Source organism: Streptomyces sp. NPDC002513, assembly GCF_053595355.1.
In genome coordinates this window covers 1-14,783 of sequence record NZ_JBSFXK010000097.1, presented here as the reverse complement: position 1 = coordinate 14,783, position 14,783 = coordinate 1, and the positions used below count along the sequence as shown (strand labels likewise).

Annotated in this window: 12 protein-coding genes and 2 pseudogenes; 5 read left to right on the top strand and 9 right to left on the bottom strand. The window is 70.8% G+C overall.

Going from position 1 to position 14,783, the window contains the following annotated elements; translation table 11 throughout:
* Positions 1-442 precede the first annotated feature (442 nt).
* From ACWD5Q_RS33800 to ACWD5Q_RS33765, 8 genes and pseudogenes are all read right to left on the bottom strand, one after another.
* A pseudogene (locus ACWD5Q_RS33800) lies at positions 443-2,062 on the bottom strand (IS4 family transposase); the annotation flags it as partial.
* Between the two features lie 268 nt (positions 2,063-2,330).
* Positions 2,331-3,641 carry an amidohydrolase family protein gene (locus ACWD5Q_RS33795; RefSeq protein WP_451430900.1) on the bottom strand — a complete coding sequence of 437 codons (1,311 nt, stop codon included), beginning with the start codon at positions 3,639-3,641 and terminating at the stop codon, positions 2,331-2,333.
* A 16-nt stretch (positions 3,642-3,657) separates the two neighbouring features.
* On the bottom strand, positions 3,658-4,488 hold the full coding sequence (locus ACWD5Q_RS33790) for an ABC transporter ATP-binding protein (RefSeq protein WP_451430899.1): 831 nt from the start codon (positions 4,486-4,488) through the stop codon (positions 3,658-3,660).
* The gene (locus ACWD5Q_RS33785; protein WP_451430898.1) at positions 4,485-5,453 is read right to left on the bottom strand and encodes an ABC transporter ATP-binding protein; all 969 of its coding nucleotides are present in this window, start codon (positions 5,451-5,453) and stop codon (positions 4,485-4,487) included. The genes ACWD5Q_RS33790 and ACWD5Q_RS33785 overlap by 4 nt, the downstream gene beginning before the upstream one ends.
* Entirely contained in the window at positions 5,450-6,262 is an 813-nt protein-coding gene (locus ACWD5Q_RS33780) for an ABC transporter permease (RefSeq protein WP_451430897.1), read from the bottom strand. Before ACWD5Q_RS33780 ends, ACWD5Q_RS33785 begins: the two co-directional genes overlap by 4 nt.
* Entirely contained in the window at positions 6,259-7,209 is a 951-nt protein-coding gene (locus ACWD5Q_RS33775) for an ABC transporter permease (protein ID WP_451430896.1), read from the bottom strand. The genes ACWD5Q_RS33780 and ACWD5Q_RS33775 overlap by 4 nt, the downstream gene beginning before the upstream one ends.
* Positions 7,206-8,825: an ABC transporter substrate-binding protein gene (locus ACWD5Q_RS33770; protein WP_451430895.1), complete on the bottom strand. Its 1,620-nt coding sequence runs from the start codon at positions 8,823-8,825 to the stop codon at positions 7,206-7,208. The genes ACWD5Q_RS33775 and ACWD5Q_RS33770 overlap by 4 nt, the downstream gene beginning before the upstream one ends.
* Complete coding sequence (locus tag ACWD5Q_RS33765) at positions 8,822-10,015, bottom strand: amidohydrolase family protein (protein WP_451430894.1); 1,194 nt, start codon at positions 10,013-10,015, stop codon at positions 8,822-8,824. Before ACWD5Q_RS33765 ends, ACWD5Q_RS33770 begins: the two co-directional genes overlap by 4 nt.
* Before the next feature lie 96 nt (positions 10,016-10,111).
* Between ACWD5Q_RS33765 and ACWD5Q_RS33760 the strand changes: the two genes are divergently transcribed.
* Both ACWD5Q_RS33760 and ACWD5Q_RS33755 read left to right on the top strand, forming a co-directional pair.
* On the top strand, positions 10,112-10,777 hold the full coding sequence (locus ACWD5Q_RS33760) for a FadR/GntR family transcriptional regulator (RefSeq protein WP_451430893.1): 666 nt from the start codon (positions 10,112-10,114) through the stop codon (positions 10,775-10,777).
* Positions 10,774-12,153: an amidohydrolase family protein gene (locus ACWD5Q_RS33755; RefSeq protein ID WP_451430892.1), complete on the top strand. Its 1,380-nt coding sequence runs from the start codon at positions 10,774-10,776 to the stop codon at positions 12,151-12,153. Before ACWD5Q_RS33760 ends, ACWD5Q_RS33755 begins: the two co-directional genes overlap by 4 nt.
* 97 nt (positions 12,154-12,250) lie before the next feature.
* Here the strand turns inward: ACWD5Q_RS33755 and cynR are convergent, their stop codons facing one another.
* Entirely contained in the window at positions 12,251-13,162 is a 912-nt protein-coding gene (gene cynR, locus ACWD5Q_RS33750) for a transcriptional regulator CynR (protein WP_451430891.1), read from the bottom strand.
* 125 nt (positions 13,163-13,287) lie between these two features.
* On the opposite strand from cynR, the gene ACWD5Q_RS33745 reads away from it, so the two are divergent.
* From ACWD5Q_RS33745 to ACWD5Q_RS33735, 3 genes and pseudogenes are all read left to right on the top strand, one after another.
* Complete coding sequence (locus ACWD5Q_RS33745) at positions 13,288-13,881, top strand: carbonic anhydrase (RefSeq protein WP_451430890.1); 594 nt, start codon at positions 13,288-13,290, stop codon at positions 13,879-13,881.
* 88 nt (positions 13,882-13,969) lie between these two features.
* Positions 13,970-14,440 (top strand): cyanase, encoded by a 471-nt coding sequence (cynS, locus tag ACWD5Q_RS33740; protein ID WP_451430889.1) that lies wholly within the window; start codon positions 13,970-13,972, stop codon positions 14,438-14,440.
* 172 nt (positions 14,441-14,612) lie between these two features.
* Positions 14,613-14,687 (top strand): annotated as a pseudogene (locus tag ACWD5Q_RS33735) (nucleoside deaminase); the annotation flags it as partial.
* Between the last annotated feature and the right edge of the window lie 96 nt (positions 14,688-14,783).

Below are 14,783 nucleotides of genomic sequence, written 5' to 3'. Positions count from 1 at the left end.
GTCCGCTCGGGGTATGTCTCACCAGCTATGTGCCCACTCGCCACAAGATCAGAACCCTACCCGACCAAGATCACACTACGGAAGCGACGTTGGGCGCGAGGAGGACATGGCGGAGTTCCTGCCCAGTCCGGTAGGGGCGAACCCCGGTGAGTTGATGCCGGTGGCGACGGCCACGACGGGCGAGGCGGTTTTCCTTCGTGTTCCCGACGATCCCTCGTCGCCCTGGCGCGTGGTGGTCCAGGAGTTCGACAGTCCGGCGTGGACTCTCTATGAGATGACGTTCAGCGAGTGGTTGCTGGCTTATCTCAGGGGTGAGGACGTGACGTTGAGTTCTCGCAACTTCGCGCCTGACGGCCCGTTCTGGGAATTCCTGCCCTGAAAATGAACGCGGTGGTACCCCCTGTCCTGGTGACAGGGGGTACCACCGCGTGAGGTTTCCCCAAGGTCGGGTAGTTAAGGCTTCGTTGGGGGATGCAAGCGGGACGGTGCGGCCGGTGGGGGCGGCTGTGTAGCGGCCGGTCCTGACTCTTTTGATCAGTCCTTTCTCGGTCCAGCGGGCGAGTTGTCGGTAGGTGGCGACGAGGGTGACGTCGCCGAGGAGTTCGGCGATCTCCCGTGCTCGCCACTGGCGCCCGGGTTCTGCCTGCAGGAGGTCCAGGACGCGGGTCATGCGGTTGCTGGTTCGGCCGGGCCCGGCGTACTGCGGGATGGTCGTCGCGGGCAAGGGCGGCTCGGGTGGTGGTGCAAGGGTCGTGATGGTCATCGAGGTCACGGCCCGGCTGTCATCGGGGCGGCCGTCCATCTTGCGTTCCGCGTAGCGCGAGATGGGGGACTTGACCTTGCGGGTGCTGACGCGGAGGCGGCGCGCGGGCAGCAGGGCCGACAGGAGTCGGTGGCCGATCTCCCCGAGCCGCTGCTCGGTGATTCCTTCCGCACGAATGAGCAGGTCACGGGCGCTCTGGAAGGCGATGGTGAAGCCGCATCGATCGGGGTTGGTGCCCGGCCGGGACTCCGCTGCCTCGACCATCGTGCGGCGCAGGAGCTGGTAGAGGGTGAGCAGGGACCACATCTCCTGCTCGACGCCGGCCGGGTCGTGTGAGCGCAGGACGCGGGCGTGCAGGATGGTGTGGCGCAGGGCGTAGTAGGCGCTCTCGTGTTCCCAGCGCTCGTGGTAGAGGCGCACGAGATGCTCGGCGGGGTAGCGGCGGGCGTCCAGGAGCGTGGTCGCCAGGCGGTAGGAGTCCTCGAAGGTGCTCCCGTCGGCGCAGGTGAGGCTCACCCTTGCTTCGATGATGCGGACCGGGACGGTGCCGATGACCGAGAGGTAGGAGGAGTCCTCCAGCTGCTGGAGGACCGGCGGGCGGCGGCGCCGGGTGATGCGGCCCAGGACGCGGGCGCCGGTAGTGTGCACGGCGGCCAGGAAGTCGTTGCCGTCAAAGCCACGGTCCCACAGGACCAGCATCTCGGAGTTCAGGTGGTGCAGCAGTCGGGTGGCGTAGGCGGTCTCACCCTCGGCGGTGGGGCCGAAGACCGCGCCGATCACGGCCCGGGTGCCGGTCTCGACCAGCGTCATCAGCTCGATCTGAGGGTAACCACCGTGCGAACAGCGCCCCAGCCAACCCCGGTTGCGCTCGCTGTCAGGCACCTTGATCGAGCTGCAACCGTCGAAGGAGACCGTACGGTAAGGACCGAAACGCACTCCGGGCGTGTGCGGCTGGGCCAGTGCCCCGGCCACCACCTCGAACAAAGCCCGCATCGGCGCGCACCCCACCCTGCGGCGCAGATCCCGCAGCCCCTTCGCGGTCGGCGCGGGCACGCTGCCGCCGAGCCCGGAGGTCATCTTCTGCCACACCAGCCGGTATCCGACCTCCGGGAACAGGCACATCGCCAGCAGGAAGTAGACCCCGACACGGGACGGCAGGTCCCGCAGCCGCCGTTGGAGTGCCCGATGCTCCTGCAGGACGGCGTCCACCAGCTCGAAGGGCAAGAACGGGGTCAGGCCGCCCAGATGCCCGGCGGCGAATCGCCCCGCGGCCACGGTGATTTCCCGGGAAAGTGTCATCAGGGCGGGCGGAGAGGCAGAATACGAGGACAACGCGGCTCCGTACAGGACGTCTTGGTCGACAACCTGTCTCAACGGAGCCGCGTTGCCCACGTTCCGGCCAGCACACAAGCCCCCGACTACCTGCTTGCATCCCCCAACGAAGCCTTAACTACCCGACCTTGGAGGTTTCCCCTTCAGCGTGGACAGCGGGTGGTGACGCTGCGAGGGCGTAGAGGTGCGGGGTCCGGAACCGGAGAGGTCCAGGACCCGCACCCGGGGGCTGCCGTCAGGTGCTGACGACGACGCCCTCGCTGATCACGGCGCTCGGTGTCCTCAGTGTCGTGATGTCCTCCAGCGGATTGCCGGTGAGGAGCACCGCGTCACCACGGAAGCCCTGGGCCAGCCGCCCGGCGCTGTCGGTCAGTCCGGTCAGCCGTGCCGCCGTCGTGGTGGCGGTGCGGATCGCGTCCAGGGCCGTCAGGCCGGCCTGGTGCATCAGCACCACCTCGCCGCCGATCGGATCGACCTGCCCTCCGGCGGAGTCGGTTCCCGCCGCCAGCGGGACGCCCATCTCGTGCGCCGCGCGGACGGCCTGCTGGAGGACGGGGAGGAACGCGCGCCCGCGCGCGGCGAGTACGGGGTCGTCGGATTCGACCAGCCCGGCGATGGCGGTCAGGGTGGGGGTGAAGTACGTACCGCGGCGCCGCATTTCGTGCAGCGTGTCCTCGGCGACGAAGACCCCGTGCTCCAGACTGCGGATACCCGCGAGGACGGCGTCGCGGCAGCCCTGTGCGCTGTAGCTGTGGCAGAGCACGCCGGCCCCGCGACGCCGTGCCGCTGCCACCACCGTGGTGAGCTGCTCACGGTTGTACACCTGGCGCAGCGGGTCCTGGTCCGGCACGCCCGCGCGGTCGTTGACCCGGGTCTTGATGACATCCGCGCCCCGGTCCAGGTTCACGTCGACCACGTGGCGCAGCGCCTCGGACGAGCGCACGCCGTCCGTGAGGCGGGCCAGCGGGGCGAGGTGGGGGTCGGCCAGGATCGTGTCGCCGAGGTCCGGGGTGACGAAGATGCCGGCAGCACGCATCCGCGGCACCTGGCCCGGGGCACGCCGGGCCAGTTCGCGCACGGCTATGTCCTGGTAGAAGGTGGTGGACCCGCTGCGCACGCTGGTCGCCCCCCGGCGCAGGGCCGTCCGCGCCTCGGTGACGGAGTTGAGGTGGATGTGGGCGTCGACCAGGCCGGGAAGCACCCATCGGCCGTGCGCGGCGACGACGCTCACGCCCGCCGGAAGCGCCGCGCGGGCACGCCGGGTGGCGTCGCGGCTGCCCGCGGCCCGCACGGTGCCGTCCACGATGACGACGACGGAGTCGGCGGTCACCTCTCCGGTCAGCGGGTCGAGGAGGGTGCCGCCCTCGATGACGAGCGTGCCGCCGGACGGTGCCGGGCCGGTGCCGGGCGTGTCCCGTTCCGGCGTACGGGCGACCGCGTCGCCCGCCCCGGCGAGCACGGATCCGCCGGCCAGTGCCATCGCGGCGGCGAGGACACCGCGCCGGGCGAGCTGTGCGGGCGGTGCTTCGTGGTGGTTCAGACACATGGTGATGCTCCTTCGGTTACGTGGAGGGGAGGAAGTGGGGAGCGGGGGCCGGGCCGGAGCCGCTTGTGCGGCGCCGGGGTTTCCAACCAGGCCGGGGGACCGCGTCGAGGAGGGCTTGGGTGTACTCCTCCTGTGGGGCGCGCAGCAGTTGCCGGGTCGGTCCTCGCTCGACCACGCGGCCTGCGGACAGGACGATCGCGGTGTCGCTGATCTGGTTGACGACCGCCAGGTCGTGCGAGATGAACACGTAGCTGATGCCGCTGCGCTCGCGGATGTCGGCCAGCAGGTTGAGGATCTGTGCCTGTACGGAGACGTCCAGTGCCGCGACCGCCTCGTCCAGCACGAGAACCTGTGGTTCGACGGCGATCGCGCGGGCGATGGCGACGCGCTGTCGCTGTCCGCCGGAGAGCTGACGGGGCAGCATCACGGCGTGCCGGTCGGTCAGCCCCACGGCCTCCAGCAGCTCCAGGGCCCGACTGCGCCGCTGGTGGGCGCTGAGGGGGAAGTGCAGAGCGAGGCTGGTTTCGATGACGTCCCCGATGCGCTGCAACGGGTCCAGCGAGGAGTACGGGTCCTGGAAGACCATCTGGATCTCTCGGGCCCGGCGGCGCCGCTCGGCCGAGCCGGTTCGGCCTTTCCGCGGGCGTCCGCAGATGCTGACCGTGCCGGCCGTAGGGGTTTCCAGTCCCAGCAGCATGCGGGCGACGGTGGTCTTGCCCGAGCCCGACTCGCCCACGACGGCCAGCGATTCACCGCGGGCGACGGTGAAGGACAGGTCGTCGACGGCGACGGCGCCCTTCCCGTAGACCTTGCGCAGTCCCTCGGCCCTGACCAGGATCTCGGTCACGGTTCCTCCTCTCGTATGCAGGCGACGTGGGTGCCGCCCACCGCGCGCAGCGGGGGGCGGGCGGTCGAGCACTCCGGTGCGCTGACCGCGCAGCGGGGGGCGAAGGCGCAGCCGTCGCCCGCCTCGTAGGCCGCGACCGCCCGGCCGGGGACGACGGGCAGCGGACGGACGACCCGGTCGATGCTCGGGCGGGCCTTCAACAGGCCTCGGGTGTAGGGGTGTCGGGGCGACTCGGTGAGCGCCTCGGCGGACTGCACCTCCACGATCCGTCCGGCGTACATGACGCCGATGCGGTCGCAGGTCGCCGCGGCGAGTTCGAGATCGTGGGTGATCAGCACCATGGCCATGCCGCGGTCCCGGCGCAGTTCGTCCAGGATGGCCATCACCTCCGACTGGGTGGTCACATCCAGAGCGGTCGTGGGCTCGTCGGCGAGCACCAGGTCGGGTTCCGCGGCCAGCACTGACGCGATCATGACGCGCTGCAGCAGTCCGCCGGACAGCTCGTGGGGATGCTGCCGCATCCGGCGCTCGCCGTCGGTGATGCCGACGTCGGCGAGGAGACGGACGGCCTTGGCGTGCGCCTGCTTCGGGGGTACCGACAGGTTGGTGACCAGCGCCTCGGTGAGGAAGTCACCGACGCTGCGGACCGGGTTGATGTGTGCCCGGGGGTCTTGGAAGATCATCGCGATCCGCCGCGCCCGCAGGGCGCGCAGCTCACGCGTTCCGAGGTCGAGGACCGGCGTGCCGTCGAACGAGATCCGGCCACTGAGCCGTGTGCCGGGCGGGGTCAGCCGTAGGACGGACCGGGCGGTCATCGACTTGCCGGAGCCGGATTCGCCGACGAGGCCGACGGCTTCGCCCGGGGCGACGGTGAGGCTGACGTCGTCGACGAGCGTCCGCCATTCCCTGCGTCCGGCCGGAACCTCGAGCCGCAGCCGGTCCAGGACCAGCAGATCCCTGCTCATCGCGCACCGCCTTGCTGAGCACCCATCCGGTCGCCGAGCACCGTCACCGCGACCACCACGATCACGATCAGCAGGCCCGCGCTGACGGCCTCCATCGGCTGGCCGCGCATCGCGCCGTCCAGTCCGTTCTTGACCATCAGGCCCCAGTCGGCGGCGGGTGGCTGCACACCGAGTCCGAGGAACGAGATCGCGGCCAGGTCGATGATCGCGAAGCCGAGCGCCGACACCGACTGGGCGACGATCAGCGGGCGCAGGTTGGGCAGCAGATGCCGCCCGCAGATGGCGACGGCCGATCGGCCCTGGAGCCAGGCGGCCGAGACGTAGGAAAGGCTGCGCTCCCGCAGCGCCGCGCTGCGTACGACGCGGGCCACATACGGCGTGTAGGCCACGGCCAGACCGATGACCACCCCGGTCATACCCGGACCGAGCACGGCCACCGTCACCAGGGCGAACACGATGCCGGGCACGGCGAACAGTACGTCGAGCAGCCGGGAGATGACGGCGTCGACCCGGCCTCCGGACCAGGCGGCGGTGAGGGCGAGCGTGGTGCCCACCACGGTGGACAGCGCGATGGTGATCAGCGGGCCCAGCAGCGTCGTGCGGGCCCCGAACATCAGCCGCGACAGGATGTCCCGGCCGAGCGCGTCACCACCGAGCACGTGGCTGTCGGTGCTTGCGGTCAGCGCGTTGTAGAGGTCGGGCCGGTGGGGATCGTAGGGGGCCAGCAGCGGCGCGAGGACGCTGACGACGGCGACGACCGTGAGCAGGACCACTGCGGCCAGACCCGTGGGGCCCAGGCGTGCCTTCATGCCGACTCCCTGGGAGACAGACGGGGGTCGATGAGCGAGTAGCACAGGTCGACCACCAGGTTGACGATGACGAACGCGATGACCAGGACGAGTACGACGCCCTGCACCACGGCGAAGTCCCGCTGGAGAATGGCCCGCACGAGCAGCGAGCCGAGCCCGTCCAGCGCGAAGATGTTCTCGACGACCACGGAGCCCGCGATCAGGCCGGCCACGGTGAGGCCGGTGACGGTCACGACCGGGATCGACGCGTTGCGCAGCACATGCCGGCGGACGATGTGGGACTCGGTGAATCCGCGGCTGCGCGCCGTCTCCACGTGTTCGCGGCGCAACTCCTCGCCCACCGCGGCGCGGGTGATACGGGCCAGGAAGCCCGCGCTGCCGAGGCTGAGCGCGATGGCGGGCAGCGTCAGGTGATAGAGCCGGTCTCCCGGACCCGTTCCGGGGCCGAAGACGGGGAACCAGCCCAGACCCAGGGCGAAGACGACGACCAGCACCACGCCCACGACGAAGGTGGGGGTGGCCAGGAAGACGCTGTTCACCACGGAGACGGCCGCGTCGACCGGGCCCCGTCGCAGTGCCGCGAGCAGGCCGAGGGCGACGCCCGCGACGACGATGATCACCGTGGCGTACAGCACGAGCAGCCCCGTCGTCGCCAGCCGCGTGGACATCAGGGCGGACACGTCCTGGCGGTAGACCAGGGACTGACCGAAGTCACCGTGCAGCGCGTCGCTGAGCCAGGTGAAGTAGCGGGTCAGGAACGGCTCGTCGAGGTGGTACTGGTGGCGGATGGCCGCGATCTGCTCGGGGCTGCCGCTGCGGTTGCCCAGCAGGAACGCCATCGGACCGCCGGGGACCGTGTAGAGCAGCCCGTACACCAGGAACGAGGCCACCAGGAGGACCGCCGCGAGCGCGGCCAGCCGCCGCGCCAGGAATACCGGCCACCTCATCGCGCACCGATCCCGGCGGCCCAGGGGTAGTACAGGTACGAGAACGAGGGGACCGCTCCGGTGATCCGCTTGTTCATGTAGAGGATGACGGGCAGGGAGGTGATGGGTGTCCAGGGCACGTCCCGGCTGACGGCGGCCTGGATTCCGCTGACCAGCGCGGCCCGCCGCCCGGGGGCGTAGGCGGCCTGTGCCTGTCTGACGGCGCCGTCCACGGACGGGTAGACGTCGAAGTTGGACCGGCCGCCCTTGGTGAAGACCCGGTAGACGTCGAGGGGATCGGGCATGTTGCCGTACCAGGTGCTCAGGAAGGCGTCGATGCCTTCACGGGCTTTGGGGTCGTTGTAGAGGTTGCCGTACTGCTCGACCGGGATGACCTTGATGGTGACGTGGAGCCCGAGGTCCTCACCGGCGGCCTTGATGATGCTCGCGGTCTGTTCGTGCACCGCCGAACTGCCCTGGATGCCGATGGTGAGGGGACGAGACGGCTTGCCGGCGGCACTCAGGAGCCGCCGGGCGCGGGAGAGGTCGGGGCGCGCCGCGGGCAGAGCGTCGTGTGCGGTGCGGAAGGTGTCGGCGGCATAGCCCCAGTAGTCGGAGTTGGCCAACGTGCTTTCCGGGGCGGCGGCCCCCTGGAAGATCACCCGGGCGATTCCCGGGCGGTCGAGGGCGGCCGACAGCGCCTCGCGCACGCGCGGGTCGGCGTACGGGCCGGACCTGGCGGCGCCGAGCAGGGCCCAGAAGGTGAGGGAGCGGCCGAGCGTGACCGAGCCGGTGGGGGAGTTGCGCAGTTGGCTGAGCCCGGCAGGGGGGAGGTAGAAGTACTGCCCGTCGACCTCGCCGGACCTCAGGGCGTTGACCGCGGTGGTCTCGTCGGCGATGAAACGGAATACCAAGGTCCGTGACTTTGCCCTGAGTTCGCTGTTCCAGTAGCCGTCATTGCGGGCCAGCCGAAGGGAGTCGCCGGGCTTCCAGCCGGCGAACTCGAAGGGTCCGGTGCACATGAGGCCGCCGGTGGGAGAGCCGAGGTTCGTTCCGGCCTTGTCCAGGAACGCCTTCTCCACGACCGCACCGGCGGCGGTCGCCATGGCCTGGTTGAAGAGCACGTCGGGCTGTTTGAGGTCCACCGTGACCTGGTACGGCCCGGTCGCCTTGATGGCGTCGACGGTCTCGAAGTAGTCGCTCCACCAGGTGCCCAGCGCCGGGTCGAGGTGGCGGTTGAGGCTGGCCGCCACGTCGTCGGCGGTCATCGGGCGGCCGTCCCAGAACCTGACGTCCTTGCGCAGGGTGTAGACCCACCGGGTCGGGGTCGGGTTCGCTGCCTTCTCGGCCAGGCCGGGGCGGATCTTCAGGTCGGGAGTGAGCCGCATCAGGCTCTCGCACATGTTCGCCAGCGCGGTGTTCTCGGCGTAGTTGAAGGAGCGGATCGGGTCGAGCGTCTGGGGCTCGTAGGGCAGGTTCCAGGTGATCCGGTCCACGCCGTGGGCGGCCGACGCGGTGGTGGTGGCGAGGTCTGCCGTGGTGCTGGACGCCTGTCGCCCGCTGAGCGCCGTGGTGCCGCAGGCAGTCAGGGCGAGCGCGAGTCCGCCGGTGAGCAGGGCCGGCCGGCGGCGCTTCACCGGACGGCCTTCTCGAGGCGCCCGTCACGGGCGACGACGTTCCCGGCCCGCACGACCATCGCAGGCAGCGGCCGGTCGACGAGGACCTGGGCGACGGACTCCCCGGCCAGCAGAACGAAGTCGGCGGGGTCGCCGACCCGCAGCTCGGACCGTTCCAGGCCCATGACGTCCGCGCCGCCGTGCGCCGCCACGGCGTAGCACGCCGCCAGCTCCTCGTCGGTGCGGGCATCGGTGCGGTACGCGAGCAGGTACGCGCGGGTGAACATGTCGCCGTCGCCGAACGGGGTCCAGGCGTCCCGCACGCCGTCCGAACCGGCGGCCACCCGCACGCCCCGCTGTACCAGCGGCCGGAGGGGCACGACCGGCTCGCTGCCCAGCGCGCACGTGGTCACCGCCACGTCCGCGTCGGCCAGGAGGTCGGCGGTGCGCTCCAGCTCTGCGGGGTCACCGTCGGACAGGCAGAACGCGTGGCTGATCGTGACCTTTCCCTGCATGCCCGCGGCCCGGGTACGGCCGGTGATCTCGGCGATCTGGTCCAGGCCCGTACGGTCGCGGTCGTGCAGGTGGATGTCGATCGGTGCGCCGGTGCGCTCGGCGATGCCGAACAGCACGTCCAGATGTCCGTGCAGGTCACCGTCGATGCCGACCGGGTCCAGGCCGCCGACGATGTCGGCGCCCTCCTTGACGGCCTGCTCCAGCAGGTCGGCGGTACCGGGCTCGCTGAGGAGGCCGAGCTGGGGGAAGGCCACCACCTGCAGGTCCATCGCCGTCGCGAACGGAGCGGCGGCGGAGCGGATCTCCTGCACGTGGGAGAGGCCGTGGACCGGTGCGACATCGGCGTGCGCGCGCATCGCCCTGGTGCCGCGGCTGACGGCGCGGGCGATCAGGGCACCGGCGCGTTCGTGCACCGGAGAGGTCATCGCGCGCTGGACGGCGACGTCGTCCGCGATCAGCTCACGGAGCGTGCCGGCGGGTTTGCGGCTCAGCCACGGCCGGCCCCAGGTCGACTTGTCGGGATGGATGTGCGCGTCGACGGGGGAGGGCAGGGCAAGGGCGCCACCGCCGTCGACGACGACGCAGTTTTCCGGCCGGGTCGCGGGACCGATGGCCGCGATGCGGCCGTCGGTCACCAGGACGTCATGAGGATCGCCGCCATGGGGACGTATATGGGTGAACAGGGCGTGGGTCATGCCAGCGACCCCCTTCGAGTCGGTGAAAGGGCTGGAACTCCGTCCCTGGAGAGTCATATGGTTATCAAGTCATCAGATGACTGGGAAGAGGGGTGCATGAAACGCGTCGGACGAGTGTCGATCGTCGACACCGTGATCAATGAGTTGCGCGGAGAACTCGCGCGGGGCACATGGCAGGTCGGAGACCGGATACCGCCGGAGGACCAACTCGCCGCAACCCTCGGCGTGAGCCGGCTCTCCATCCGCGAGGCGGTCCGGGTCCTCGTCCACGCCGGACTGCTCAGCACCCGCCAGGGCGACGGCACGTACGTCACCGCCACCGACGAGGGACAGGTCGCGCTGCGCCGGCACTTCGACCGGGCGAGAACCGCCGACATCCTCGAGGTCCGCCGCGGCCTGGACATCGTCGCCGCCCGCCTCGCCGCCACGATGCGCACCGACGACGACCTCGCCGCACTCCGCGACGCCCTGGAACGCCGGGGGTCCGCACGCCGGGCCGGGGACGTGGACGCCTTCACCGACGCCGACGTCGACTTCCACCTGCGCATCGCCGAGGCGTCCCAGAACCCGCTGCTCAGCGACCTCTACCGGAACCTGAGCGACGCCCTGTGGGAGACCGTCAAGGCCAACCAGTGCATGGACGACGCCGGCGACGACCCCTTCCATTCGTCGCTGTTCGACGCCGTGCGCGCCGGTGACCCGGCCGCCGCGACCGCCGCGGCGCTCGCCATCCTGGACGACTACCCGGAGGCGGAGGCGTGACCGCCGCCGATCTGCTGATCCGCGACGCCGACCTGGTCGTCACCATGGACGAAGCCCTGGGCGACCTGCCCGGCGGCTGGGTCGCCGTCACCGGCGGTGTGATCACCGGCCTCGGAACCGCCGCCGACCCGCCGCCTCCCTCCCTGAGGGTCGTCGACGCGAGCGGCTGTCTGGTCACCCCCGGACTGGTCAACTCCCACCAGCATCTGTACCAGAACCTCACCCGCTCCGGAGACCGGCCGGACCTGGACGGCAGCCTGGAGGCGTGGTTCTGGCACTACTTCGGCATGTGGTCCCGACTGGACGAAGAGGCCGTCCGGCTGTCCACCGCGGTCGGTATGGCCGAACTCGCCTGGTCCGGATGCACCACGACGGTCGACCACCTCTACGTCCATCCGAAGCCCGGGCTCCTGGACGCCCAGATCGACGAAGCCGCCCGGCTGGGCCTGCGATTCACCGCCGTCCGCGGCACGATGACCCTGGGGGAACGGGACGGCGGCATCTGTCCCGATCACCTCGCCGAGGACGAGGACGCCTACCTCGCGGACTGCGAACGACTGGTCGCCCGACACCACGACCCCGCTCCGTCCGCGATGATCCGCATCGCCCTCGGGCCCACCAACCTGCTCAGCTGCACCCCCTCCACCATGACCAGGACGGCCGAGCTCGCCGACCGCCTCCACACGCACGTCGCCGACGACCCCGAAGAACACAGGTTCGTCACAGCCCGCTACGGCCGCCGTCCGCTGGAGGTCCTCGACGCCCTCGGCTGGCTCACCGCGCGCACCTGGTGCGCTCATGTCGTCTACCCCTCCACGACCGAGATGGCGCTGCTCGCCGGGCGCGGTGTCGGAGTCTCCCACTGCCCGAGTTCCACCGTCATCGGCGGTGGTCTGCCCGGCGGCCCCACACCGGTACGCGAGATGCTCGACGCGGGCATCGCCGTCGGCATCGGCTGCGACGGCGCCACCGCCGCCGACCACCAGTCCCTGTGGATGGAGACCAAAACGGCCATGCTGCTGGCCCGCCTGCGGGGCGGTACGGCCGATGCCATGCCGGCCCGTGAAGCCCTGTGGATGGCGACCCGCGGCGGCGCCCGTGCCATCGGGCGCGACACGGAGATCGGCGTTCTGCGCCACGGCGCCTGCGGAGACCTCGCCGTGTGGCGCATGGACACCCTCCCCTACGCCGGGGCCCTGGCCGACCCGGTCACCGCCCTGTTCCACGGTGGCCCCACCTGGGCCTGGCACACCATCGTGGGCGGACGCTTCCTGGTCGAGAACGGAGAGCTCCGCATCACCGGACTCGACGAGACCCTCCGCCGCCATCGGGAGGCCGCACGCAGGATCCAGGCGGTGGCCGGTCCCCGCGGATAGCTCCTTGGGTTCCTCCTGCCGGTGGCTCGCTCCGCCCTCAGCAGTCCGCGACTACCTGGCCTCTTCCTGCCCGGCACGTTGGGGACGCCGGACACCTTCACCGCCGGGCATCGGTGTGGCCGCGGGCGGCGGTGAGATCGCCGGCGAGGCGGGTGAAGGCGTGGGCGGCGGCACTCTGGTAGCCGCTCCCGCGTCGCAGCAGGGCGACGGTGCGGGCGGGCAGGGCCGGTTCCAGGAGGACGGGACTGAGGTGGGGGTGGCCGTGGGTGATGGCGTCGGGAAGCACGGTGGCGATCGGGGTGCGCCGGACGATCTCGATGAGGGCCTGCACGGAGTTGGTCTCCACCGTGATCTGCGGCCGCACCCGGTGGGCCGCGAAGTGGGCGTCGATGTGGCCACGCGTGGCGAAGTCACCGCTGAGCAATGCGAGATGACGCTCATTCAGTTCCTGAATGGGGAGCGGCCCGGGGTGGCCGCCTTCGGGGTGGTGACCGCCGGTGACGAGGCTGAGGGTCTCCGTGAACAGGGTGGCGGCGGTGATGCCGGGCAGATGGGGACCGGCGAAGGCGATGCCGAGATCGAGGTCGTCGGCGAGCAGGGCCGACTCGATGCGGTCCTGGGTCATCTCCCTGACGTCCAGGGTGATGCCGGGGTGGCGGCTGTGGAATTCGGCGGTCAGGGGGCCCACCAGATAGGCGGTGAAGGTCGGCGTGACGGCGAGGCGCAGGTGGCCGCGGGAGAGGTCCTGGACGTCCTGGACGGCGCGTTGGGCGACCGCCAGGTCCCGCAGTGCCCGGCGGGCGTATCGCGCGTACGTCTCGCCTGCGTCCGTGAGCCGCACGCTGCGGCCGGTGCGGTCCAGCAGTTGCACCCCCACGGTCCGCTCCAGCTGTCTGACCTGCTGGGACAGGGTGGGTTGGGAGATGCGCAGGTCTTCGGCCGCGCGAGTGAAGCTCCCGCGCTCGGCCACGGCGAGCAGGTAGCGCAGATGACGCAGTTCGAGGGCCATGGAATGAACTATAGATGAGAACAATGGCTTGCATGAGTATTCACTCTTGGACTCTATAGGCACTGGTCATGCATGGTGGATTCACCGAGCCCGACAGACCGGAACCCTCACAGAAGGGAGGACCCATGCGCGATCTCGCCGAGGGCGTCACGCGTTTCCAGCGGGACGTCCATCCCGTCAAGGCGGACCTGTTCGCCCACCTCGCCGAGAACCACACGCCGCACACGCTGTTCATCGGCTGCTCCGACGCCCGCGTCGTCCCGGAGCTGATCACGGCCAGCGAGCCGGGCGAGCTGTTCGTCGTCCGCACCGCCGGCAACCTTGTCCCGGCCTACACCCCGGGCCCCGACGCGGTAGCGGCCGGCATCGAGTACGCCGTCGCCGTGCTGGGGGTGTCCGACGTCGTCGTGTGCGGACACTCCGGCTGCGGCGCCATGACCGCGCTGGCCGAGAACCACGACCTGAGCGCCGCGCCGGCGGTCGCCCAGTGGCTGCGGCACGCGGACGCCGCCCGCGCCCGTACGGCCGCCGGCGGGGAGGTCGCGCCTCTGGTACGCCAGAACGTGCTCGCCCAGCTGGCGAACCTGGTCACCCACCCCTCGGTCGCCCACGCGCTGGCCGAAGGCACCCTCACCCTGCACGGCTGGGTCTTCGACATCGCCACCGGAGGCGTCGAGACCCTGGGCTCGGCCGGACAGGGCACCGCGTTCGCGGCCTGACCACCGATCTCGCCCCCCGTGCTCCGGCCCTGCCGTATCGCAGCGGACCGGTTGTTCCCCCCACCTTGAACCCGAGAAGGAAAAGCTCATGGTGCACGCTCAGTTCGACCCCACGGCCCGTCAGGCCCTGGCCGCCGCCGCGGTCGAGGCCAAGACCCGCAAGAACCTCACCTGGCAGCAGATCGCCGACGAAGCCGGCCTGTCGCCCGCCTTCACCACCGCAGCCGTGCTCGGCCAGCATGCCCTGCCCGAGCCGGCCGCGCAGGCCGTCGGCGAGCTGCTGGGCCTGGACGCCGACGCGGTGCTCCTGCTCCAGACGATCCCGACCCGGGGATCGATCCCCGGCGGCGTCCCGACCGACCCGACCGTCTACCGCTTTTACGAGATGCTCCAGGTGTACGGCACCACGCTCAAGGCCCTGGTCCACGAGCAGTTCGGGGACGGCATCATCTCCGCCATCAACTTCAAGCTGGACGTGAAGAAGGTCGCCGACCCCGAGGGCGGCGAGCGCGCGGTGATCACCCTGGACGGCAAGTACCTGCCGACCAGGCCCTTCTGATCCCCGCCGGTCACACGAGCCGGGGCGCGCTGGACCGGCTCCCCTTCCCCTTCCCCTTCCCCGTCGCCGGCCCGCCCCGCTTTCCCGCCCGCCATCGGTCCGCCGGCCGGGTGGCTCCGCTTCCTCCCCCCCCAAGGACCCCCAAGAACCTCCAGAACTCCCAAGGACCCCCATGGACTTCGCGCAGCGCACCATCGACCTCGCCCGCCGCAATGTCGCCGAGGGCGGGCGCCCGTTCGCGACCGTCGACCCTGTTGCCCATTCGGCTACGCGGCGAGGCTGAGTTCGAGTCGGGCGAGGTGGCTGGTGTGGCGGCGGTCGAGTGGCTTGCCGTTCCACCAGG

Bases quoted from the DNA above. Each gene is read 5' to 3' on its own strand.
- ACWD5Q_RS33795 (WP_451430900.1), bottom strand. From the start codon at position 3,641: ATGTGTCTGAACCACCACGAAGCACCGCCCGCACAGCTCGCCCGGCGC.
- ACWD5Q_RS33785 (WP_451430898.1), bottom strand. From the start codon at position 5,453: ATGAGCAGGGATCTGCTGGTCCTGGACCGGCTGCGGCTCGAGGTTCCG.
- ACWD5Q_RS33780 (WP_451430897.1), bottom strand. From the start codon at position 6,262: ATGAAGGCACGCCTGGGCCCCACGGGTCTGGCCGCAGTGGTCCTGCTC.
- ACWD5Q_RS33775 (WP_451430896.1), bottom strand. From the start codon at position 7,209: ATGAGGTGGCCGGTATTCCTGGCGCGGCGGCTGGCCGCGCTCGCGGCG.
- ACWD5Q_RS33765 (WP_451430894.1), bottom strand. From the start codon at position 10,015: ATGACCCACGCCCTGTTCACCCATATACGTCCCCATGGCGGCGATCCT.
- ACWD5Q_RS33760 (WP_451430893.1), top strand. From the start codon at position 10,112: ATGAAACGCGTCGGACGAGTGTCGATCGTCGACACCGTGATCAATGAG.
- cynR (WP_451430891.1), bottom strand. From the start codon at position 13,162: ATGGCCCTCGAACTGCGTCATCTGCGCTACCTGCTCGCCGTGGCCGAG.
- ACWD5Q_RS33745 (WP_451430890.1), top strand. From the start codon at position 13,288: ATGCGCGATCTCGCCGAGGGCGTCACGCGTTTCCAGCGGGACGTCCAT.
- cynS (WP_451430889.1), top strand. From the start codon at position 13,970: ATGGTGCACGCTCAGTTCGACCCCACGGCCCGTCAGGCCCTGGCCGCC.